The sequence below is a fragment of the Streptomyces sp. NPDC057424 genome (genome assembly GCF_042803315.1).
GTDB lineage: Bacteria > Actinomycetota > Actinomycetes > Streptomycetales > Streptomycetaceae > Streptomyces.
In genome coordinates this window covers 52,882-72,985 of record NZ_JBHVCP010000002.1, presented here as the reverse complement: position 1 = coordinate 72,985, position 20,104 = coordinate 52,882, and the positions used below count along the sequence as shown (strand labels likewise).

The following is a 20,104-nucleotide window of genomic DNA, read 5'->3' as shown; positions in this document are numbered from 1 at the left end:
GCGTTGGCGGGTCCGTTCCCCTGACGGGGGGCGGGCCCGCCTTTGTGTTGGTGAGAGGATCCTGAAGTGAGTGATGAAGCAGCACCCGGCCACGTCCGGGTCCGGCTCGATCTGTCGTACGACGGGAGCGAGTTCTCCGGGTGGGCCAAGCAGGCCGGTGGGCGGCGGACCGTGCAGGGGGAGATCGAGGACGCCCTGCGGACCGTGACACGGTCGCGGGAGACCTATGAGCTGACGGTCGCGGGGCGTACCGACGCGGGCGTGCACGCACGGGGGCAGGTCGCTCATGTCGACCTGCCGCGTGAGGTGTGGGCCGAGCACCACCAGAAGCTGCTCAAGCGGCTCGCCGGCCGGCTGCCCCGGGACGTACGGGTCTGGGCCCTCAGAGAGGCGCCCAGTGGCTTCAACGCCCGTTTCTCGGCGGTCTGGAGGCGGTACGCGTACCGGGTGACCGACAATCCCGGAGGTGTCGACCCGCTGCTGCGCAGCCATGTGCTGTGGCACGACTGGCCCCTCGACGTGGCGGCCATGAACGAGGCCGCCCGGGGGCTGCTGGGCGAGCACGACTTCGCCGCCTACTGCAAGAAGCGCGAGGGCGCCACCACCATCCGCACGCTCCAGGAGCTGAGCCTGGTGCGCGGGGACGACGGGATCATCACCGCCACCGTGCGGGCAGACGCCTTCTGCCACAACATGGTGCGCTCGCTCATCGGGGCGCTGCTGTTCGTGGGGGACGGGCACCGGCCCGCCGACTGGCCGGCGAAGGTGCTGGCGGCCGGCGTACGGGACTCGGCCGTGCACGTCGTTCGGCCGCACGGGCTGACGCTGGAGGAGGTCGGCTACCCGGCCGACGACCTGCTCGCCGCGCGCAGCAAGGAGGCGCGGAACAAGCGGTCGTTGCCGTCGGCGGGCTGCTGCTGACGTCCTGCTGTCCGTCTGCCGCCTATCCGTTGGCCGCGGCCGAGGCCTGGACCTCGCCGCGGCGGCGGATCTGGTCGAACGTGAACTGGGCCAGGTCGTCCCCGGTCTTGAAGACCGCGGTGTCCTTGGGCGTCACGTCCTTGCCGCTGGTGAAGCCCGCATTGGTGAAGTAGGCGTACCGGCCGTAGGAGTTGCTGGTCGTGCGGCAGACCCCGGATTCGCAGAAGGGCTTCACACCGCCGCCGGAGAGCGACTTCACGAAGCTCTTCTTGGTGGTCTGGCCCTTGGCCTTCACGGCCTGTGCCTCGGTGTCGAAGACGGCCACGCCGACCGTCACCGCGATGCCGTCCTTGACGTAGGTGGCACGTATCAGGCGGGTGCAGTCGTTCGCCGTGAGGATCTTGGGGAGCGTGCCGCCGGCCGCCGAGGCGCAGTTCCGGGTGTCGGCGGTGGGGCCCTTCTTGTACAGCGTCCCGGCCTCGGTCAGCTGGGTGCCGGGGAAGAAGGTGGCCGGGCTGAGCGGGGCCTTGTCCTTCTTCGCGCTGGCGATGAAGTCCTTCGGGTCCAGCGGGGGAGGAGCGCTGGTCGGGGCGAACGAGGGGGCCGAGGCGGACTGGCTCGGGATGTCGGTCGACGGCAGGGAGGCCGGGTTCCCCCGGTTGTCGCCGCCCGCCGAGACCACGGCCACCGCGACGGCGGTGCCGATCGCGACGGTGGCGAACGCGCCGCCGCCGATCAGCAGCAGCCGTCGCCGTTTGTTGCGGGCCTCGGAGGCTTCAGCGAGCGCTGCCCAGTCCGGAGACTGGCCGCCCCCGCTGTTCCAGGGCTGCTGCGACTGTGGTTTCCAGGGATCCCACTGGGACTGAGGTCCCCCCTGCCCAAAGCTCATGGGGCGCATCTTAGACGGGACGAGGGGTGTGCTGGTCCGCCAGGATCGGCTCTCCAGCCCCTAGCGTTCCTCCCATGCGCACGGGCAAAAGCGGCATCTCCGGGTGGTTGGGGCGACTGCTGCCCGCGGTGCTGCTGCTGGTGTGCCTGGTGTCGTGGCCTTCCCCCGCGGCCGGGGTGTGGCCGTCGGCCGTGGTGGGGGCGCTGGGGGTGCTGGGGGCGTACCGTCGACCGCGCCGTGGTGGATCCGTGGTGCGGTGGTGCGCCGCGGTCGCCGTCGACGTGGCGCTCTCGTCGGTGTTTCCGTATGTACGGCCGCTGCGGCGGCGGACGCTGCGGAGGGCCGTCACGTTCTGTGCCGTCCTGCTCGCCTCGGTGATCGGGCGGCCGCGGTGATACCGCGTTTTGACCCTTGTGGTGTACCCCGGTATTCTGCTTGTTCGTTGTGTATTGGCTTGCTCATTCTCACGGGACGGGCCCTTACACCGGTCCACCGGGCCGATGACCAGCGACCCCACGTACGCGGTATGCGTCGCCGCAGTGCGGTCCAGGCTGTCGTGATCGTTTCGGTGACCAGTTATGGACCATTCACTCGAAGCGAAGGCTACGAACCGTGCGTACGTACAGCCCCAAGCCCGGCGATGTGACGCGCCAGTGGCACGTCATCGACGCTCAGGACGTTGTCCTGGGCCGTCTCGCCACCACTGCCGCGACGCTCCTCCGGGGCAAGCACAAGCCGATCTACGCGCCGCACGTCGACGCTGGTGACTTCGTCATCATCATCAACGCCGACAAGGTGCACCTCTCCGGCAACAAGCGGACCCAGAAGATGGCGTACCGCCACTCCGGTTACCCGGGCGGTCTGCGTTCGGTCCGTTACGACGAGCTGCTGGACAAGAACCCCGAGAAGGCCGTCGAGAAGGCCATCAAGGGCATGCTCCCCAAGAACACGCTGGGCCGTCAGATGCTCTCGAAGCTGAAGGTCTACAAGGGTGACCAGCACCCGCACGGCGCGCAGCAGCCGCAGCCGTTCGAGATCACCCAGGTCGCGCAGTAAGTCCGGCCACCCCCTAAGACTGAAGAGAATCTGAGGAGCATCGTGGCCGAGACCACTGCCGAGCAGCCGCTCGAAGAGATCGACATCGACAGCTACACCACCGAGTCCGAGGTCCCCGTCGAGGGTGAGTACACCTCGGAGTCCATGGCCTCCCGCTTCGGCGAGCCCCAGCCGGCCGCCGGCCTGGGCCGTCGCAAGAACGCCATCGCCCGTGTCCGGATCGTCCCGGGCACCGGCAAGTGGAAGATCAACGGTCGCACCCTCGAGGACTACTTCCCGAACAAGGTGCACCAGCAGGAAGTCAACGAGCCGTTCAAGGTTCTCGAGCTCGAGGGCCGTTACGACGTCGTCGCCCGCATCTCCGGTGGCGGTGTCTCCGGCCAGGCCGGTGCGCTCCGTCTCGGTGTCGCCCGTGCGCTGAACGAGGCGGACGTCGACAACAACCGCGGCCCGCTGAAGAAGGCCGGCTTCCTCAAGCGCGACGACCGTGCGGTCGAGCGCAAGAAGGCCGGTCTGAAGAAGGCCCGCAAGGCCCCGCAGTACAGCAAGCGCTAATCGCGTCCGCTGTTCCTGCATCGATCGCCCCGGCGGCACGGTTGTGCTGCCGGGGCGGTTCGTTTACACAACTCCTACAGCCCCCGGACAGTCTCAGGGGGTGTACTCGGGGATGTGAGCCGCATTCTCTTCAGCAATTCGGAGGACACCACTGTGGGACGACTCTTCGGCACGGACGGCGTGCGCGGTGTGGCCAACGTGGATCTGACGGCGGAGATGGCCCTGGGCCTCTCCGTGGCCGCGGCGCACGTACTGGCCGAGGCGGGCACCTTCGAGGGGCACCGGCCGACCGCCGTGGTCGGGCGTGACCCCCGTGCGTCCGGGGAGTTCCTGGAAGCCGCCGTGGTCGCGGGCCTCGCCAGCGCCGGCGTGGACGTCCTGCGGGTCGGCGTGCTGCCGACGCCCGCCGTGGCGTACCTGACCGGGGAGCTCGGTGCCGACCTCGGTGTGATGCTCTCCGCGAGCCACAACGCCATGCCGGACAACGGCATCAAGTTCTTCGCCCGTGGTGGGCACAAGCTCGCCGACGAGCTGGAGGACCGGATCGAGTCCGTCTACGAGGAGCACCGCACCGGCGCCCCGTGGGACCGGCCGACCGGGTCCGGAGTGGGCCGCGTGCGCGCGTACGAGGAGGGCTCCGACCGGTACGTCGCGCATCTGCTGAGTGTCCTGCCGAACCGGCTCGACGGGCTGAAGGTCGTCCTCGACGAGGCGCACGGCGCCGCCGCCCGGGTCTCGCCCGAGGCGTTCCAGCGCGCCGGTGCCGAGGTCGTCACGATCGGGGCCGAGCCGGACGGGCTCAACATCAACGACGGGTGCGGTTCGACGCACCTGGACAAGATCAAGGCCGCCGTCGTCGAGCACGGGGCCGATCTCGGCATCGCGCACGACGGAGACGCCGACCGGTGCCTCGCCGTGGACCACACCGGCGCGGAGGTGGACGGGGACCAGATCCTCGCCGTGCTCGCACTGGCGATGCGGGAGCGCTCCGCGCTGCGGTCCGACACGGTCGTGGCCACGGTGATGTCGAACCTCGGGTTCAAGCTCGCCATGGAGCGCGAGGGCATCCGGCTGGTGCAGACCGCTGTCGGTGACCGGTACGTGCTCGAGGAGATGAAGGAGCACGGGTTCGCCCTCGGGGGCGAGCAGTCCGGGCACGTGATCATCCTCGACCACGCGACGACCGGGGACGGGACGCTGACCGGGCTGCTGCTGGCGGCGCGGGTGGCACAGAGCGGGCGTCCGCTGCGGGAGCTCGCCGCCGTCATGGAGCGGTTGCCGCAGGTGCTGATCAATGTGCCGGATGTCGACAGGACGCGGGTGGGGACGTCTGCGGAGCTGTCGGTGGCTGTCGCCGATGCGGAGCGGGAGCTCGGGGCGACCGGGCGGGTGCTGCTTCGGCCCTCCGGGACCGAGCCGCTGGTCCGGGTGATGGTCGAGGCCGCCGACATCGAGCAGGCTCGGTCCGTCGCGGGGCGGCTGGCCGATGCGGTGAAGTCCGCGCTCGGTTGACGAACGGGCTGGGGGTGGGGGCTGCGGGTCGGCCGTGACTCGTCGCGCAGTTCCCCGCGCCCCTGTCACAGCTTGCGCAGGCTGAGCCGTTGCACCTTGTGGTCCGGGCCCTTGCGCAGGACGAGGGCGGCGCGGCCGCGGGTGGGGGCGATGTTCTCGACCAGGTTGGGCCGGTTGATCGTGCGCCACATCGTCCTGGCGTAGTCGAGCGCCTCCTCCTCCGAGACCTGGGTGTACTTGCGGAAGTACGAGGACGGGTTCTGGAAGGCGGTCGCGCGCAGCTTACGGAAGCGGTTGAGGTACCAGCGCTCGATGTCCTCGACGCGGGCGTCGACGTACACGCTGAAGTCGAAGTAGTCGGCGAGACCGACGCGGGTGCGGCCGTCCTTGCCGGGCAGGGCCGGCTGGAGGACGTTCAGGCCCTCGACGATCAGGATGTCGGGGCGGCGGACCGTGAGCCTCTTGTCGGGGACGATGTCGTAGATCAGGTGGGAGTAGACGGGCGCGGTGACCTCGTCCTTGCCGGCCTTGATGTCGGCGACGAAGCGGGTCAGGGCGCGGCGGTCGTAGGACTCCGGGAAGCCCTTGCGGGACATCAGGCCGCGGGCCTGCAGCTCCTGGGTGGGGAGCAGGAAGCCGTCGGTGGTGACCAGCTCGACGCGTGGGTGCTCGGGCCAGCGTGAGAGCAGGGCCTGCAGAAGGCGGGCGACCGTCGACTTGCCCACGGCGACCGAGCCGGCCACCCCTATGACGAACGGGGTGCCCGACTGGGATCCCTGTTCGCCCAGGAACGTGTTCAGCGCGCCTCTGAGACCGTCGGTGGCTCCGACGTAGAGATTGAGGAGGCGGGACAGCGGGAGGTAGATGTCCCGCACCTCGTCGAGGTCGATCACGTCGCCGAGACCGCGCAGCTTCTCGACCTCCTCGGCCGTCAGCGGCAGCGGCGTCTTGTCACGCAGCGCGCTCCACTCGGCTCGGGTGAGGTCGACGTAGGGAGTCGCCTCCGGGCGGGGCCGGTGGGCGCTCCGGGGTATCGAGGAGACCGGAGAGATCACAGTCCATTGTTACGGGCGTACGAACGGATGGTGAGGTGGGATCCGTCACGCGGGTCCTTTACTCGCCCCTTTTCGGGAGGAAACCGGCCAAGCGCCTCAGGGATCCTGGGTTCGTACCCTGGTGGGAATTTCCGATTTCGGGCACGCTTCGGCCGGTTCGGTACGGGAATCGACCCTAAGCTGCCGCCCATGTGTGGAATCGTGGGATACGTGGGGCCGCAGTCCGCGCTCGAGGTCGTGATGGCCGGGCTGAAGCGGCTGGAGTACCGGGGGTACGACTCGGCGGGCGTCGCCGTCCTGGCCGACGGCGGGCTGGCGACGGCCAGGAAGGCCGGCAAGCTCCTCAACCTGGAGAAGGAGCTGGACGGCAGGCCGCTCCCGGCCGGCGCGACGGGCATCGGGCACACCCGCTGGGCCACGCACGGCGGGCCGACGGACACCAACGCCCACCCGCACATCGACAACGCGGGCCGGGTGGCGGTGGTGCACAACGGCATCATCGAGAACTTCGCCCTGCTGCGCGCCGAGCTGGCGGAGCGGGGTCACGAGCTGGGCTCCGAGACGGACACCGAGGTCGTCGCGCATCTGCTCGCCGAGGAGTTCTCGTCGTGCGCGGACCTGGCCGAGGCGATGCGGCTGGTGTGCCGGCGCCTTGAGGGCGCGTTCACGCTGGTCGCGGTGCACGCCGACGAGCCGGACGTGGTGGTGGGCGCGCGGCGGAACTCGCCGCTGGTGGTGGGCGTCGGTGAGGGCGAGGCCTTTCTCGCCTCGGACGTCGCCGCGTTCATCGCCCACACACGGTCGGCGATCGAGCTCGGACAGGACCAGGTGGTGGAGCTGCGCCGGGACGGCGTGACGGTGACGGGCTTCGACGGGCGCCCGGCCGACGTGCGGTCGTACCACGTCGACTGGGACGCCTCGGCCGCCGAGAAGGGCGGCTACGACTACTTCATGCTCAAGGAGATCGCCGAGCAGCCCAAGGCGGTCGCCGACACGCTGCTGGGCCGGATCGACGGTTCCGGTTCGCTCACGCTGGACGAGGTGCGGATCCCTGCGGGGGCGCTGCGGGAGATCGACAAGGTCGTCATCGTCGCGTGCGGTACGGCCTTCCACGCCGGGATGATCGCCAAGTACGCGATCGAGCACTGGACGCGGCTCCCCTGCGAGGTGGAGCTGGCGAGCGAGTTCCGCTACCGGGACCCGATCCTGGACGCGCAGACGCTCGTCATCGCCATCTCCCAGTCCGGAGAGACCATGGACACGCTGATGGCGTTGCGGCACGCCCGTGAGCAGGGCTCCAGGGTGCTGGCGATCTGCAACACCAACGGTTCGACGATTCCGCGTGAGTCGGACGCGGTGCTGTACACGCACGCCGGTCCGGAGGTGGCCGTCGCCTCGACCAAGGCGTTCCTGACGCAGCTCGTGGCGTGCTACCTGGTCGCCCTGTACCTGGGCCAGGTGCGTGGCACCAAGTGGGGCGACGAGATCCGGGCGGTGATCCGCGACCTGTCCTCGATCGCCGGTGCCGTGGAGCAGGTGCTGGGCACGATGGAGCCGGTACGGGAGCTGGCACGCACGCTGGCCTCGAAGAGGACGGTGCTGTTCCTCGGGCGGCACGTGGGGTATCCGGTGGCGCTCGAAGGCGCGCTGAAGCTCAAGGAACTCGCCTACATGCACGCGGAGGGGTTCGCGGCCGGGGAGCTGAAGCACGGGCCGATCGCCCTGATCGAGGAGGACCTGCCGGTCGTCGTGGTCGTGCCCTCGCCGCGTGGGCGGTCGGTGCTGCACGACAAGATCGTGTCCAACATCCAGGAGATCCGGGCCCGGGGTGCGCGGACGATCGTGATCGCGGAGGAGGGGGACGAGGCGGTGGTTCCGTACGCCGACCATCTGGTCCGGATCCCGGTCACTCCGACGCTGCTCCAGCCGATGGTGGCGACCGTGCCGTTGCAGGTGTTCGCCTGTGAGCTGGCCACGGCCCGGGGCAACGAGGTGGATCAGCCCCGGAACCTGGCGAAGTCGGTGACGGTGGAGTAGTCGCCCTTGAGGGCGTCGACGAAGGCGGCGAAGGCTCTGGTCGGGACGGTGACGGTTGCCCTGGCCGGGGCTTTTGAGTCGCGGATGGCTATGTGGGTGGGGGCCGGGGCGATCTCCACGCAGGAGTCGCCGTCGCCAGGCCCTGAATAGGATGACTTTCGCCAGTTGCCGGTGGTGTCCATCGGGCGCCTCACAGTTCCTTCGCCAACCTGTGGATGAATTCGCGGGACCGCTCGGCGTCGAGCGACACCGCCTCCACTTTACGGAAGAGCGTTCGAAAGGCGGCAAGCTGGGCTTCGGAGTCGATGAAGGCGGCACCCTGCGGCCCGTCACGTACGACTGTGTCGAGCTTGGGAACGGCGCCGCCTGCGTACGTCATGGCGCTCGCGGCTCCGGCGAAGTCCTCCAGGTCGAAGGGGATGACGCGCACGGTGACGTCGGCCGCTTCGGAGAGTTCGAGCAAGTGAACGAGTTGGGCTCGTGAGGTGGCGCGGTCACTGACCATGATGCGCAAGGCCGCCTCGTGGACGACGGCTTCGTAAGGCTTGGGAGTAGGGCCTTTGAGGATCACCTTGCGCTGCATCCGGTGTCGGACGCGCAACTCGCGATCCTCCTCCGGAAGTTCGGGAACCCTGTAGGCGTAGACGGCGCGAGCGTAGGCCTCAGTCTGGAGCGGACCTGGGATGTACAGGAACTGAGCCTCCCGTAGGAACGTGGCGTGGTGCTCCAACTCGGCGAGGGCGAGAAACGGTGTGGGCAGCAGTCCCCGGTAGTCCTCCCACCAACCGCGTGTCCGATCGGTTGCCACAGCAACCAGGGCGTCGATGAAGACCTCGTCCGTGCACACGTAGTGGGCCGCCAGGCGGCGCAGGCGCTTTGCGCTCACCCCGGCGAGGCCGGCCTCGATCTGGCTGATCTGCGGGGCGCTGACCCCGAGTAGGGCCGCCGCCTCGCGGGCTGTGAGGCCCGCTGCGTCGCGGAGTCTTCGCAGTTCGAGGGCCAGGCGCATCTGTCGCGCGGTTGGCTCGCTCCTCAATGCCATCGCTTGCCTCTCAATGCGCCTGTCAGGGCGACTCGTTCGGGTGTCAGGGTATGCGATCGGGTTGCAGAACTTAAACAGTAAGACCTACCGTCGGTGATGCGACGCACACGCTGCGGATTGCCGGGGGCTCCGGAAGCGCACCGCCCCGTCCTGCCGTGACGGCTGCGGCAATGACACCGCCCCGTGACATCAACCCCTCACTGTAGAACGGGAGTTCACGCATGCCCGAACGCGAGTCCGACGAGCCCTGGGAGTACACCCTGTACATCCCGAACGACCTGCGTGCCGTCACGGTCAGTCGTCGTACCCTCCGCCTGATCCTCACGATGCACGGGCTGATCCGCCTGGGCGATGTGGCCGAACTGCTGGCGGCCGAGCTGGTCTCCAACGCCGTACGTCACACCAAAGGGCCCGCCGCCCTGCGCGTGCGATGGTCGGCCGGGGTGCTGCGGATCGGAGCGTGGGACGCCGACCCGGAGCCGCCCGAACCGCCAGGGTCGTTCGAGCAGGCCGGCGACTCCGAGGAGGGGCGGGGGCTCGCGCTGGTCCGGGCGTGTTCCGACCTGTGGGGCTGGCAGCCGCTGACGAGAGACGGCAACCGGGGCAAGTACGTGTGGTGCGAGCTGACCTCGGCGGCGTGAACGTCTTACCGCCCCTCGAAAGGGTGAACGTACTGCCTTCACCCGGATAAATCACCCCTTGATCCAACTAGGTTGCACACATGGTCACATCAGCTCACGAGGGCATGCACCGCATCTTCCAGGAGCGGCCCGAGATCCTGGCTCCCGTGTTCGGGGTACTGGGTGTCCCGTTATCCGCGAAGGCGACCGTGGACGCGGTCACGACCGACGTGACGGAGGCCCGGCCGCTGGAGCGACGCGTGGACACAGTGCTGCGCGTCGGCCCGTCCGATGGCGAGGACTTCCTGCTCGCCATCGAGTCGCAGTCGGGCAAGGTCGCGGGCAAGGAGCGGAGCTGGGCGTACTACGTCGCCTTCCTCCAGGCGAAGTACGGCCTGCCCGTCCTGCTTCTCGTGGTCTGTCAGGACAGAGTCACAGCCAAGTGGGCGGCCGGTCCCTTCGACTGCGGCGCGCGGGGCTGGACGGCGCAGCGGACCCACCCGCTGGTCGTCGGGCCGGAGAACCTGCCGGTGATCACCGACGCCCGGACCGCGGCGAAGAACCTCGCGCTGGCCGTACTCTCCGCCCTGGCGCATGCCCGTAGTGCCGATTCCGACGCCATACTGAAGGCGCTGACAACCGCCCTTCATGAGACGCGCACAACGGACCCTGAAACCGCCGACTACTTCTACGACTTCCTGGAAATCAGCCTGGGCAACAGCCCAGCCGGAAAGAAACTGAAGGAAATCATGTCGTTCGTCAACTACTTCCCCGGCCGGGGGACGGTCCGTGAGACGGCCTACCTCGAAGGCAAGGCAGAAGGCAAAGCAGAAGGCAAGGCGGAAGGCAAGGCGGAAGGCAAGGCGGAAGGCAAGGCCGAGGGGGAGGCCAAGGGCATCCTGTACGTACTGGACGTGCGCGGTATCCCCGTACCGGACTCCGTGCGCGAGCGCATCACGACCTGCACGGACCTGGGGCGTCTTGATGCGTGGCTGGAGCGTTCCCGCACCGTCGCGCGCGCGGAGGACCTGTTCGTCCAGGACCCGGAGGTCCCGGGGACCGGACCCGGACGGGCCTAGCGTTGGCCGACGAGCAGGACAGTCAGCAGGACGGGCCCTCAGAGCTGCTCGACCTGTACAGGTTTACGGCTGTGTGCCTTGCGCTGGGCATTCCCCCGCACAAGGTGGCGGGGGATTTCCGGTTCGGGCTGGAGGGGCTCAGACAGAGCGGAGTCGTCCCCTTGGAGGACCTGGCCCTCGTGCACGCACGCGCGGCGGGGGAGGCCGAACACCCCGAGCGGTGGGCGGCGGGTTTCACCGCCGGATACCACTCGGCCTGGGCCGCAGCGGTCCTGCGTGTCCTGGAGGCGCGCGGTGTCGAGTTCTCGAAGCACCTCCACCGCGGTCTCCACCTGTGTTCCGACGCGGACAGGCTCACCCGCTTTCTCGACCGTGCCGTCACCGCGACTCACGAAGCCGACCTGGTCGCCGGGGAGCCGAGCCCGCGGGCGCCGGACGGCCCGTAGGGTGCTGCCCATGAGCATCATCGGGGTCGGCATCGACGTTGCCGAGATCGAGCGGTTCGCGGCTTCACTGGAGCGTACGCCCGCGTTGGCCGAGCGGCTGTTCGTGGAGCGGGAGTTGCTGCTGCCCAGCGGGGAGCGGCGGGGGGTCGCCTCGCTCGCCGCGCGGTTCGCGGCCAAGGAGGCGCTGGCCAAGGCGCTCGGCGCTCCGCCCGGGCTGCTCTGGACCCACGCCGAGGTCTGCGTCGAGGACAGTGGGCAGCCCCGGCTGCGGGTGACCGGGACGGTGGCCGCCCGGGCCGCCGAGCTCGGCGTGCGGTCCTGGCATGTGTCGCTGAGTCACGACGCGGGCGTCGCCTCCGCCGTGGTCATCGCCGAGGGGTGAGAAGCGACTCGGGCACCTGTTAGGACAGGGACCAGATCAGCGTGACCGTGCCGATGAGGCCGATCGCGCCCAGGGTCGTACCGGCCGCCGCCGACCACAGCCGGCCCGTTCCCCGGCCGGCGTAGTGGAGGCCCATCGTCCCGAAGGTCACCGCGAGCGCTCCGGCCAGCACCGTCCACGGGATCAGGAACGCCCAGGTGCCCACGGCCGAGAAGGCGCCGAGGACCAGGGCCGTAGGGCCCAGGGCGGTGGCGGGGCTGTCTGTGTCCTCGGGTGCTGTCGGGCTGGTCATGTCTCATCGATCCCCTTTTTGAACAAGTTCAAAACACGGCTCGATCATACGCCTGGGGCGTGGTCCGGGGGGAACGAGGCTCCGAAGCCCCCGGTCTGGGGCCGGGGGCTTCGGAGCGTGGGGGTCTCGGGGGTTCCGTCAGCAGATCGACTGGCTGCTGTTCACCCGCGTGATGTTGCGGAACGTCGTGTTCTCGCCGCACGGGCTCTCCCTGATGGCCGAGTTGGTGACCGTCAGGTTCTGGATGGTGATGTCCTTGTTGTTGGGGAACTCCGAGCGCGCGGCCAGCCGCAGTTCGCCGCCGCCCGTGATCGTGCCGCTCTGCGCCGCGAGACTGACGTTGTAGCAGTTCTCGATCAGGACCGAGTTGTTGCCGGTACCGGACAGCGTCACCTTGTCGATGACGGCCCCGCCGCTCTCCGAGACGCAGAACACGCCGCGTCCGCCGCCGCGCGCGATGACCTCGCCGACGCGGATGTTGGTGGGGTAGCCGCTGCCGACCCGGCCGTTGCGGTTGGCCATGCGGAAGGCGGCGTAGCCGGTGCCCGTACCGGCGTTCTCCGCGTCCACCCTGGTCACCCTGGCGTTGATGGTCTGGTTGAGCAGCAGGCCCGACTCGCCGACGTTGCGGGCCGTCACCGTGCCGATGGTGAGGCCGTCGACGCCGTAGGTCTCCACCGCGTGGCTGGACGCGCCGGAGACGTAGACGTTGTCGATGCGGACGTTGCGCGTCCACTGGCTGGTGTCGCCGCGGTTGTCGATGCGGACGCCCAGGCCGCGGGAGAGGCGCATGTCGATCTGGCCGAGCACCACGTTCTGCACGTTGCGCAGGAAGATGCCGTACAGCGGCGTGCCCGTGAGCTTGAGGTTCTGGACCTCCACGTCACGCGTGCCGCGCGAGTAGACCGGCGCCTGGTCGCCCGAGCCGCTGCCGGTGACGTTGATCGTGCCGCAGACGTCGAGGACGGTGTAGCTCGGCAGCGAGATGCGGGAGCCCGCCGAGACCGAACCCGAGCCGCGGACCACGACCCGTTCCTTCGATGTGCGCCCGGCGGTGAGGCTGTTGACGGCCGCCTGGACGGCCGCGCGCATGTCGGTGCCGGTGTGGACCGTGCTGCCGCCGCGCCGGGCGGTCCAGTTGCCGCCGCTCTGCACGGCCTCGGCCTGGTAGGAGCCGTCTCCACAGGCCAGTGCGCGCGTGGGGGCGGCTGCGGCGGGGGCGGTCAGGGTGCCGGCGGCGGTGAGGAGGGCGGTGGCACCGGCGGCGGCCAGTAATGCGGCTCTGCGTCCCATGGGGGCCTCGGTTTCGTCGAACGTGGGGGAGTGCGCAAGCGCTTTCTGCGCGGCCGGGAGTCTGGCAAAGGGGCGGCACAGCGTCAATGGACGCGACACGGTTCGCAGATGGGGGACATGCCGGAGGCGTGTGAGGGGGAGTGGCCCAGCGGCCGTACGGGAAACTCGACCGCATGCGTACTGCGTACAGCGTGGAGACGGTCCGGAACGCCGAACGGGAGCTGATGGCGCGGCTGCCGGAGGGGGCGCTGATGCAACGCGCCGCCGCCGGGCTCGCCGCGGCCTGCGCCGGCCTGCTGGGGCGGGTGTACGGGAGCAGGGTCGTCCTGCTGGTCGGCAGCGGTGACAACGGGGGTGACGCCCTGTACGCCGGGGCCCGGCTGGCCCGGCGCGGGGCCGGTGTCACGGCGGTGCTGCTCGCGCCGGAGCGGGCCCACGCTGCCGGGCTCGCGGCGCTGCGGCGGGCCGGGGGCCGGGTCGCCGGGGCCGGTGGGCGCGAGGCGCTCGTCGAGGGCGCGGACCTGGTCGTCGACGGGATCGTCGGGATCGGGGGACAGGGCGGGCTGCGGCCGGACGCCGTGCCGTTGGCCGCTGCCGCCGGGCGGTCGCGGGGGGCCGTGGTCGCCGTCGATCTGCCGAGCGGTGTCGATGCCGACACCGGGGAGGTGCACGGGGTTGCCGTGCGGGCCGACCTGACCGTGACGTTCGGGACGCACAAGCCGGGGCTTCTGATCGATCCCGCGCGGGAGTACGCGGGAACGGTGCGGCTGGTCGACATCGGGCTGGAGCTGCCGGCCGAGCCGGAGCTGGAGGCGTTGCAGCACCGGGATGTGGCTTGGTTGCTGCCGGTCCCGCGGGCGGAGAGCGACAAGTACCGGCGGGGCGTGGTCGGGATCGCCGCCGGCTCGGCGCGGTATCCGGGGGCCGCTGTGCTCGCCGTCGCGGGGGCGCTGCGCGGTGGGGCGGGGGCCGTGCGGTACGTCGGGCCGGCCGCGGACGCCGTCATCGCGCGGTTTCCCGAGACGCTCGTGTCGGATCAGGGGCCGAAGCACGCCGGGCGGGTGCAGGCGTGGGTCGTCGGGCCGGGGGCCGGGGACGACGCGGCGACGGTGGCGGAGGTGCTGGCGGCGGAGGTGCCGGTGCTGATCGACGCGGACGGGCTGCGGCTGGCCGAAGCGGAGGTCGTACGGGGGCGGCGGGCACCGACGCTGATGACGCCGCACGCCGGGGAGGCTGCGGCGCTGCTGGGTGTGGAGCGGGGGGAGGTCGAGGGCGGTCGGCTGGCGGCGGTGCGGGAGCTGGCGCGGCGGTACGGGGCGACCGTGCTGCTGAAAGGGTCCACGACGCTGGTGGCCGACTCCGGGGGCGGGGCGGTGCGGGTGAATCCGACGGGGACGGGGTGGCTGGCCACGGCCGGAAGCGGGGACGTGCTGTCGGGGCTGGGCGGGTCGTTGCTGGCGGCGGGGCTGTCCGCGGTGGACGCGGGGAGTGTGGGGGCGTATGTGCACGGGCTGGCCGGGCGGTTGGCGGCGGAGGGGGCGCCGGTGGGGGCGCATGATGTGGCCGATGCGGTGCCGGAGGCTTGGCGGAATGTTCTGGGCTGAGGCGGGTGGGCCGGGGGTGGGTCGGGCCGGGGCCGTCGGCTGTGGGTCGGTGGGGGTTGCTGTGGGGGTGGGTCGCCCCCTTCGCCCCTTCCCGTCCCGGGTCCGGGGGCTGCCGCCCCCGGGGTCCCCGCTTCGGCCTGACGGCCTCGTCCTCAAGCGCCGGACGGGCCGGTCGGTGGCTGAGCGGTGTCGTCGGATGTGCCGGAACGGGCTGGTGGATGGCTGACTGGTGTCGTCGGGTGTGCGGCTGATGCCTCCGGGTGACCTCCGCCGCGCGGCAACCCCGGCCCGGACCGTACCCCGCGCTTGTCTGGGCGCATGACCCGCAGACGTACCGCCGGGCGTGCCGTCGCCCTTCTGCTCGCCGTCGTCGCCGTGCTGCCCGTCGGCGCCGCCGGGGCCGCTCCCGTGCCGCCGGCTCCCGGGCCGCCCGCCGAGCTGGTGCCCGGGGTCGCGCCGGGGCCCGCGCAGCCCTGGTCGCTCGACACGCCCGACCAGGCTCTCCCGCCCGTGGTGTACACGCCGTCCGCCGAGGAGGAAGCGGTCGAGCCGCGGAGCGCGGTGGCGGGGACGTACGCGCTCGTCGAGTACGTGCCGCTGGCTGAGGCGGTCGCGCGGGTGAGCTGCACCGCGAAGACGGGGCCGTACCAGCGGCAGGTCGAGCGGTGGCTCGGGCTGCGGGCGGACGGGAGACAGTCGGCGGGCGACTGCCGGGTGATCCGGGCGTTCCAGGTGAAGCAGGGGATCAAGCCGGCGATGGGCTTCGCCGGGCCGGTCACGTGGTCACGGATGCAGTACCTGTCGGCCCGCCGGAATCCGAATGCCGCCGGGAACTGCCCGGTGCGGGCCCATCCCGTGGCCTGTGTGGATCTCGGCCGCCAGCTGATGTGGGTGCAGAAGGGCCGGCAGGTGGTGTTCGGGGCGGTGCCCATCCGCAGCGGGCGGGCCGGGTACCGGACCCGGGCCGGGTGGCACAAGGTCTACTGGCGGCACAAGAACCACTGGTCCACGCTGTACAACACGCCCATGCCGTACTCCCAGTTCTTCAGCGGCGGGCAGGCCTTCCACGGCGTCTACGGCTCTCTCCACACCGCCGTCGGCTCGATGGGCTGCGTCAATCTCACCGTGGGTGACGCGCGGAGGCTGTGGGGCGTGCTCAGGAAGGGCGACCGGGTGTTCGTGTGGGGGCGGCGGCCCGGGACGTAGCCGACCTGCTGCGGGAGCCCTCTGAGACACTGGGCGCGATGAGCGAGAGAACAGCCCCGCGGACCGCGCCCCTGCGGGCCCGTGCCGAGATCGACCTGGCCGCCCTGCGGGCCAATGTGCGGGCCCTGCGCGCCCATGCGCCGGGCGCGGCCGTGATGGCCGTGGTGAAGTCCGAGGCGTACGGTCACGGGGCTGTGCCGTGCGCTCGCGCGGCCGTCGCCGCGGGGGCCGGCTGGCTGGGCACGGCCACACCCGAGGAGGCCCTCGCCCTGCGGGCCGCCGGGCTGCCGGGCCGCATCATGTGCTGGCTGTGGACGCCCGGGGGACCGTGGCGCGAGGCGATCGAGGCCGAGCTGGACGTGTCCGTCAGCGGGATGTGGGCCCTTGAGGAGGTCCGCGAGGCGGCCCGGGGAGCCGACCGGCCCGCTCGCGTGCAGCTCAAGGCCGACACCGGGCTCGGACGCAACGGGTGCCAGCCGGGAGGCGACTGGGCCGCGCTCGTCGATGAGGCCTTGCGGGCCGAGGCCGAGGGGCTGCTGCGCGTCACGGGGCTCTGGTCGCACTTCGCCTGTGCCGACGAGCCCGGGCATCCCTCCATCGCCGCCCAGCTCGGCGTGTTCCGGGAGATGGTCGCGTACGCCGAGGGACAGGGCGTACGGCCCGAGGTCCGGCACATCGCCAACTCGCCGGCCACGCTCACCCTCCCGGAGAGCCACTTCGACCTGGTCCGCACCGGCATCGCCACCTACGGCATCTCGCCCAGCCCGGAGCTGGGCACCCCGGCCGACTTCGGGCTGCGCCCGGTGATGACGCTGTCCGCCTCGCTGGCCCTGGTCAAGCACGTGCCCGGCGGGCACGGCGTCAGCTACGGCCACCGGTACGTGACCCCCGGCGAGACCACCCTCGGCCTGGTGCCGCTGGGCTACGCGGACGGCATCCCGCGGCACGCCTCCTCGGCCGGGCCGGTCCTGGTCGAGGGCAAGTGGCGCACGATCGCCGGGCGGGTCGCCATGGACCAGTTCGTGGTGGACCTGGGGGGCGACGCGCCCGCGGCGGGGGCCGAGGCGGTCCTCTTCGGGCCCGGGGACCGCGGTGAGCCCACCGCGGAGGACTGGGCCCAGGCGGCCGGAACCATCGCCTACGAGATCGTGACCCGGATCGGAACGCGTGTTCCTCGCGTCTATGTGAATGAGGAACGGGACGGGTAACTCGCACAGGGAACCCGTCACACGAGGAACACCAGGCACCCTGGCACAGCAGGACCATCCGGCCCACCGGTTCACCCGACCCGGTGAGTCACCCGGCCATCACCCCGGCGAAGAGGAGCGGTACGTGAGCGAGAGCAGTGCGGAGGTCGTCGCGGACGTCGCCTCCGCGGCCGTCGCGGCCTCCGCCGCGGGGGCGGCGGGCGGCTGGCGCCGGGCGACCGGTATCGCCGGCGTGGCGGTGGGCGTGGTGGCCGCGGGCGCGGCCGCCGGTGTCGCCCTGGAGCGGATGACGGTCGGCCGCGGCATGCGCCAGAAGGCCCGGCTCGCCCTGGACTCGGCGGGGCCGTACGGCTCGCTGCGCGGCATGCCCGGCAAGGCGTTCGCCGACGACGGCACGGAGCTGTACTACGAGGTCGACGACCTCGACCCGGAGGCCGCCCCCGCCGCCATCGGCCCGCGCCGCCGGCGGCTCTTCGGCCGCAAGGCACCCGCTCCCGTCACCGTCGTCTTCAGCCACGGCTACTGCCTCAGCCAGGACTCCTGGCACTTCCAGCGGGCGGCCCTGCGGGGCGTCGTACGCACCGTGCACTGGGACCAGCGCAGCCACGGCCGGTCCGGGCGGGGTGTAGCCCAGGGGCGGGACGACGAGCCGGTCAGCATCGAGCAGCTGGGCCGGGACCTGAAGGCCGTGATCGACGCGACCGTCCCCGAGGGGCCGATCGTGCTGGCCGGGCACTCCATGGGCGGCATGACGGTGATGGCGCTGGCCGACCAGTACCCCGAGCTCATCCGGGAGCGGGTCGTCGGGGTCGCCTTCGTGGGGACGTCGTCGGGGCGGCTCGGCGAGGTCAACTACGGCCTTCCCGTCGCCGGGGTCAACGTGGTGCGGCGGGTGCTGCCCGGGGTGCTGAAGGTGCTGGGGCAGCGGGCCGAGCTGGTGGAGAAGGGGCGCCGGGCGACCGCGGACCTGTTCGCCGGGATCATCAAGCGGTACTCGTTCGCCTCCCGGGACGTCGACCCCGCCATCGCCCGGTTCGCCGAGCGGATGATCGAGAGCACGCCGATCGACGTGGTCGCCGAGTACTACCCGGCGTTCAACGACCACGACAAGACCGAGGCGCTCGTCCACTTCGCGGACCTGCCGGTGCTCGTCCTGGCCGGGGTGCAGGATCTGGTCACGCCGAGTGAGCACAGCGAGGCCATCGCCGACCTGCTGCCGGACGCCGAGCTGGTGCTGGTGCCGGACGCGGGGCACCTGGTGATGCTGGAACACCCGGAAGTGGTCACCGACCGCCTCGCCGACCTGCTCACCCGCACGGGTGCCGTGCCCGCAGGGGCTACCGTGAAGGGCTATGGAAGCACCAGCACCGCACAGCCCGGCTGAGCCCGGATCCGTCCAGATCGTCGTCACGTCCCCCGAGCAGATGCGGGAGCTGGGCCGCCGGCTCGCGAAACTGCTGCGCGCGGGTGACCTGGTGATGCTCAGCGGGGAGCTCGGCGCGGGCAAGACGACGCTGACCCGTGGGCTGGGCGAGGGGCTCGGCGTGCGCGGGGCCGTCACCTCGCCGACGTTCGTGATCGCCCGTGTGCATCCCTCGCTGGGCGACGGGCCGCCGCTGGTCCATGTCGACGCCTACCGGCTCTCCGGCGGTCTCGACGAGATGGAGGACCTCGACCTCGACGTCTCGCTGCCCGAGTCCGTGGTCGTCGTGGAGTGGGGCGAGGGCAAGGTCGAGGAGCTGACCGAGGACCGGCTCCAGGTCGTGATCCACCGGGCGGTGGGCGACACGACCGACGAGGTACGGCAGATGACGGTCACCGGTGTGGGGGAACGCTGGGCCGCGGCGGACCTGAGCGTCCTCGCCGCGTGAGTCCTGGTGTGCGGTCATTTGATGGACGTTCCGACAAGACGTCGGCAAGATGTTGCGTTCGGCGTCTTGTGCGTGGTGACATGGGTGTCCAGTCCTTAGTTAGGTGTACCTAACTTCGTTGCCCCGGCCCTTCGGGAGGCGTCCATGTCGGCTACAGAGAGCAAGGGGCAGCCGCAGAGGTTCGCGGTCGCCGGGGTGTCCATGCACGACCTGCTGGCGGCCGGTGAGGCGGCCGCGCTGATCTCCACGCCCCCGCGCCCTCCCGAGCCGGAGCTCTCCGAACGGGCCCCGGGGCACCGCGAAGCGGCCTAGAACTAGGGCCTGTCGTTTGGATCAGGTCGCAGGGAAGCGACGGTGCTTCTCGACCCCGCGTCCGCGGTCTGATCCAAACGGCAGGCCCTAGCGGACGACCACGACCGTGCGGCCGATCGTCGCGAACGTCCACATCGCGTCGCCGTCCGCGCGGGACTCGCGGATGCCGCCCGTGCGGACCTTCGGGTCGAGGGCGGGGGCGGTCGAGCCGTCCACGGCCGCGCTGAAGCCGATGACCACGCCGTCCACGCTGGCGAAGCGCACCACGTGCTCGACCGGGACGCCGTCGGAGCCGGTGACCGCGTTCGAGCGGGACGTCACCGAGTAGCGGCCCGGAGCCGGGTCCACCGCGCTCGGGTCGACCTTGAACGTGCGGCTGACCGCCTCGTCCCCGGCGACCAGCCACACCCGGTCGCCGCGCAGCGAGTACACCACCCGGGCACCCTTGCCGGAGTCGCCGGGCAGCGCGGTGGGGTCCTTCCTGACCTGGGGTGCCTTCGACGTACCGGCCGCCGGCGCGGCGCCCGCGTGCGCCGCACGGCCCAGGCCGGCCGGGAGGGTCTGGGCCGCCTGGTGGGCGAGGTAGCCGACCGTCGCGAGGGCCGCGGCGGTGAGCCCGGCCACGATTCCCGAGCTGCTAGCTGCCACCGGCTTCCACCTCACGTCGTACATCCCTGTCGTGACGGTAGGTGACGGTAGCAGCACGTGACGACCCGGCAGGCGC

General features: G+C 71.1%; 23 protein-coding genes. 16 read left to right on the top strand and 7 right to left on the bottom strand.

Going from position 1 to position 20,104, the window contains the following annotated elements; genetic code table 11:
- The first annotated feature begins 66 nt into the window (after positions 1–66).
- On the top strand, positions 67–921 hold the full coding sequence (truA, locus tag ACFU3E_RS02445; RefSeq protein ID WP_384150805.1) for a tRNA pseudouridine(38-40) synthase TruA: 855 nt from the start codon (positions 67–69) through the stop codon (positions 919–921).
- A 22-nt stretch (positions 922–943) separates the two neighbouring features.
- Here the strand turns inward: truA and ACFU3E_RS02440 are convergent, their stop codons facing one another.
- Positions 944–1,810: a hypothetical protein gene (locus ACFU3E_RS02440; RefSeq protein ID WP_384150802.1), complete on the bottom strand. Its 867-nt coding sequence runs from the start codon at positions 1,808–1,810 to the stop codon at positions 944–946.
- A gap of 74 nt (positions 1,811–1,884) precedes the next feature.
- Between ACFU3E_RS02440 and ACFU3E_RS02435 the strand changes: the two genes are divergently transcribed.
- The 4 genes from ACFU3E_RS02435 (at position 1,885) to glmM (ending at position 4,933) form a co-directional block, all read left to right on the top strand.
- On the top strand, positions 1,885–2,205 hold the full coding sequence (locus tag ACFU3E_RS02435) for a hypothetical protein (protein ID WP_384150800.1): 321 nt from the start codon (positions 1,885–1,887) through the stop codon (positions 2,203–2,205).
- Positions 2,206–2,422: 217 nt separating this feature from the next.
- On the top strand, positions 2,423–2,866 hold the full coding sequence (rplM, locus tag ACFU3E_RS02430) for a 50S ribosomal protein L13 (protein ID WP_102912031.1): 444 nt from the start codon (positions 2,423–2,425) through the stop codon (positions 2,864–2,866).
- 42 nt (positions 2,867–2,908) lie between these two features.
- A complete protein-coding gene (rpsI, locus tag ACFU3E_RS02425) occupies positions 2,909–3,421 on the top strand; it encodes a 30S ribosomal protein S9 (protein ID WP_384150796.1) in 513 nt (170 codons plus the stop codon).
- Positions 3,422–3,574: 153 nt separating this feature from the next.
- Positions 3,575–4,933: a phosphoglucosamine mutase gene (gene glmM / locus ACFU3E_RS02420; protein WP_384150793.1), complete on the top strand. Its 1,359-nt coding sequence runs from the start codon at positions 3,575–3,577 to the stop codon at positions 4,931–4,933.
- A 65-nt stretch (positions 4,934–4,998) separates the two neighbouring features.
- Here the strand turns inward: glmM and coaA are convergent, their stop codons facing one another.
- A complete protein-coding gene (gene coaA, locus ACFU3E_RS02415) occupies positions 4,999–5,988 on the bottom strand; it encodes a type I pantothenate kinase (RefSeq protein WP_384150790.1) in 990 nt (329 codons plus the stop codon).
- A gap of 189 nt (positions 5,989–6,177) precedes the next feature.
- Here coaA and glmS point away from each other — a divergent pair, with 189 nt between their 5' ends.
- Positions 6,178–8,025 (top strand): glutamine--fructose-6-phosphate transaminase (isomerizing), encoded by a 1,848-nt coding sequence (gene glmS / locus ACFU3E_RS02410; RefSeq protein ID WP_384150787.1) that lies wholly within the window; start codon positions 6,178–6,180, stop codon positions 8,023–8,025.
- On the opposite strand, the gene ACFU3E_RS02405 is transcribed toward glmS, so the two are convergent.
- Both ACFU3E_RS02405 and ACFU3E_RS02400 read right to left on the bottom strand, forming a co-directional pair.
- On the bottom strand, positions 7,986–8,207 hold the full coding sequence (locus ACFU3E_RS02405) for a DUF397 domain-containing protein (RefSeq protein WP_384150784.1): 222 nt from the start codon (positions 8,205–8,207) through the stop codon (positions 7,986–7,988). The two genes, glmS and ACFU3E_RS02405, sit on opposite strands and share 40 nt — an antisense overlap.
- 8 nt (positions 8,208–8,215) lie before the next feature.
- A complete protein-coding gene (locus tag ACFU3E_RS02400) occupies positions 8,216–9,067 on the bottom strand; it encodes a helix-turn-helix domain-containing protein (protein ID WP_384150781.1) in 852 nt (283 codons plus the stop codon).
- Between the two features lie 221 nt (positions 9,068–9,288).
- On the opposite strand from ACFU3E_RS02400, the gene ACFU3E_RS02395 reads away from it, so the two are divergent.
- From ACFU3E_RS02395 to ACFU3E_RS02380, 4 genes are all read left to right on the top strand, one after another.
- Positions 9,289–9,708 carry an ATP-binding protein gene (locus ACFU3E_RS02395; RefSeq protein WP_384150778.1) on the top strand — a complete coding sequence of 140 codons (420 nt, stop codon included), beginning with the start codon at positions 9,289–9,291 and terminating at the stop codon, positions 9,706–9,708.
- A gap of 104 nt (positions 9,709–9,812) precedes the next feature.
- The gene (locus tag ACFU3E_RS02390) at positions 9,813–10,766 is read left to right on the top strand and encodes a hypothetical protein (protein WP_384150775.1); all 954 of its coding nucleotides are present in this window, start codon (positions 9,813–9,815) and stop codon (positions 10,764–10,766) included.
- A gap of 2 nt (positions 10,767–10,768) precedes the next feature.
- Positions 10,769–11,212, top strand: a complete 444-nt coding sequence (locus ACFU3E_RS02385; RefSeq protein WP_384150772.1) for a hypothetical protein — start codon at positions 10,769–10,771, stop codon at positions 11,210–11,212.
- A 10-nt stretch (positions 11,213–11,222) separates the two neighbouring features.
- Positions 11,223–11,594, top strand: coding sequence for a holo-ACP synthase (locus ACFU3E_RS02380; RefSeq protein WP_384150769.1), 372 nt, complete (start codon positions 11,223–11,225; stop codon positions 11,592–11,594).
- A 19-nt stretch (positions 11,595–11,613) separates the two neighbouring features.
- Here the strand turns inward: ACFU3E_RS02380 and ACFU3E_RS02375 are convergent, their stop codons facing one another.
- Entirely contained in the window at positions 11,614–11,886 is a 273-nt protein-coding gene (locus ACFU3E_RS02375) for a hypothetical protein (protein WP_384150766.1), read from the bottom strand.
- Positions 11,887–12,024: 138 nt separating this feature from the next.
- On the bottom strand, positions 12,025–13,179 hold the full coding sequence (locus tag ACFU3E_RS02370) for a hypothetical protein (protein ID WP_384150763.1): 1,155 nt from the start codon (positions 13,177–13,179) through the stop codon (positions 12,025–12,027).
- 173 nt (positions 13,180–13,352) lie between these two features.
- Here ACFU3E_RS02370 and ACFU3E_RS02365 point away from each other — a divergent pair, with 173 nt between their 5' ends.
- The 6 genes from ACFU3E_RS02365 (at position 13,353) to ACFU3E_RS02340 (ending at position 19,380) form a co-directional block, all read left to right on the top strand.
- Positions 13,353–14,783, top strand: a complete 1,431-nt coding sequence (locus ACFU3E_RS02365) for an NAD(P)H-hydrate dehydratase (RefSeq protein ID WP_384150760.1) — start codon at positions 13,353–13,355, stop codon at positions 14,781–14,783.
- A 318-nt stretch (positions 14,784–15,101) separates the two neighbouring features.
- Positions 15,102–15,989, top strand: coding sequence for a L,D-transpeptidase (locus ACFU3E_RS02360; RefSeq protein WP_384150757.1), 888 nt, complete (start codon positions 15,102–15,104; stop codon positions 15,987–15,989).
- 38 nt (positions 15,990–16,027) lie between these two features.
- Positions 16,028–17,197, top strand: a complete 1,170-nt coding sequence (alr, locus tag ACFU3E_RS02355) for an alanine racemase (RefSeq protein WP_384150754.1) — start codon at positions 16,028–16,030, stop codon at positions 17,195–17,197.
- A 124-nt stretch (positions 17,198–17,321) separates the two neighbouring features.
- Entirely contained in the window at positions 17,322–18,581 is a 1,260-nt protein-coding gene (locus ACFU3E_RS02350; protein ID WP_384150751.1) for an alpha/beta fold hydrolase, read from the top strand.
- Entirely contained in the window at positions 18,550–19,068 is a 519-nt protein-coding gene (gene tsaE / locus ACFU3E_RS02345; RefSeq protein WP_384150748.1) for a tRNA (adenosine(37)-N6)-threonylcarbamoyltransferase complex ATPase subunit type 1 TsaE, read from the top strand. The genes ACFU3E_RS02350 and tsaE overlap by 32 nt, the downstream gene beginning before the upstream one ends.
- Positions 19,069–19,212: 144 nt before the next feature.
- Positions 19,213–19,380, top strand: a complete 168-nt coding sequence (locus ACFU3E_RS02340) for a hypothetical protein (protein ID WP_384150745.1) — start codon at positions 19,213–19,215, stop codon at positions 19,378–19,380.
- Positions 19,381–19,467: 87 nt separating this feature from the next.
- Here ACFU3E_RS02340 and ACFU3E_RS02335 read toward each other — a convergent pair whose 3' ends face one another.
- Positions 19,468–20,028, bottom strand: a complete 561-nt coding sequence (locus tag ACFU3E_RS02335; protein ID WP_384150742.1) for a hypothetical protein — start codon at positions 20,026–20,028, stop codon at positions 19,468–19,470.
- Positions 20,029–20,104 lie beyond the last annotated feature (76 nt).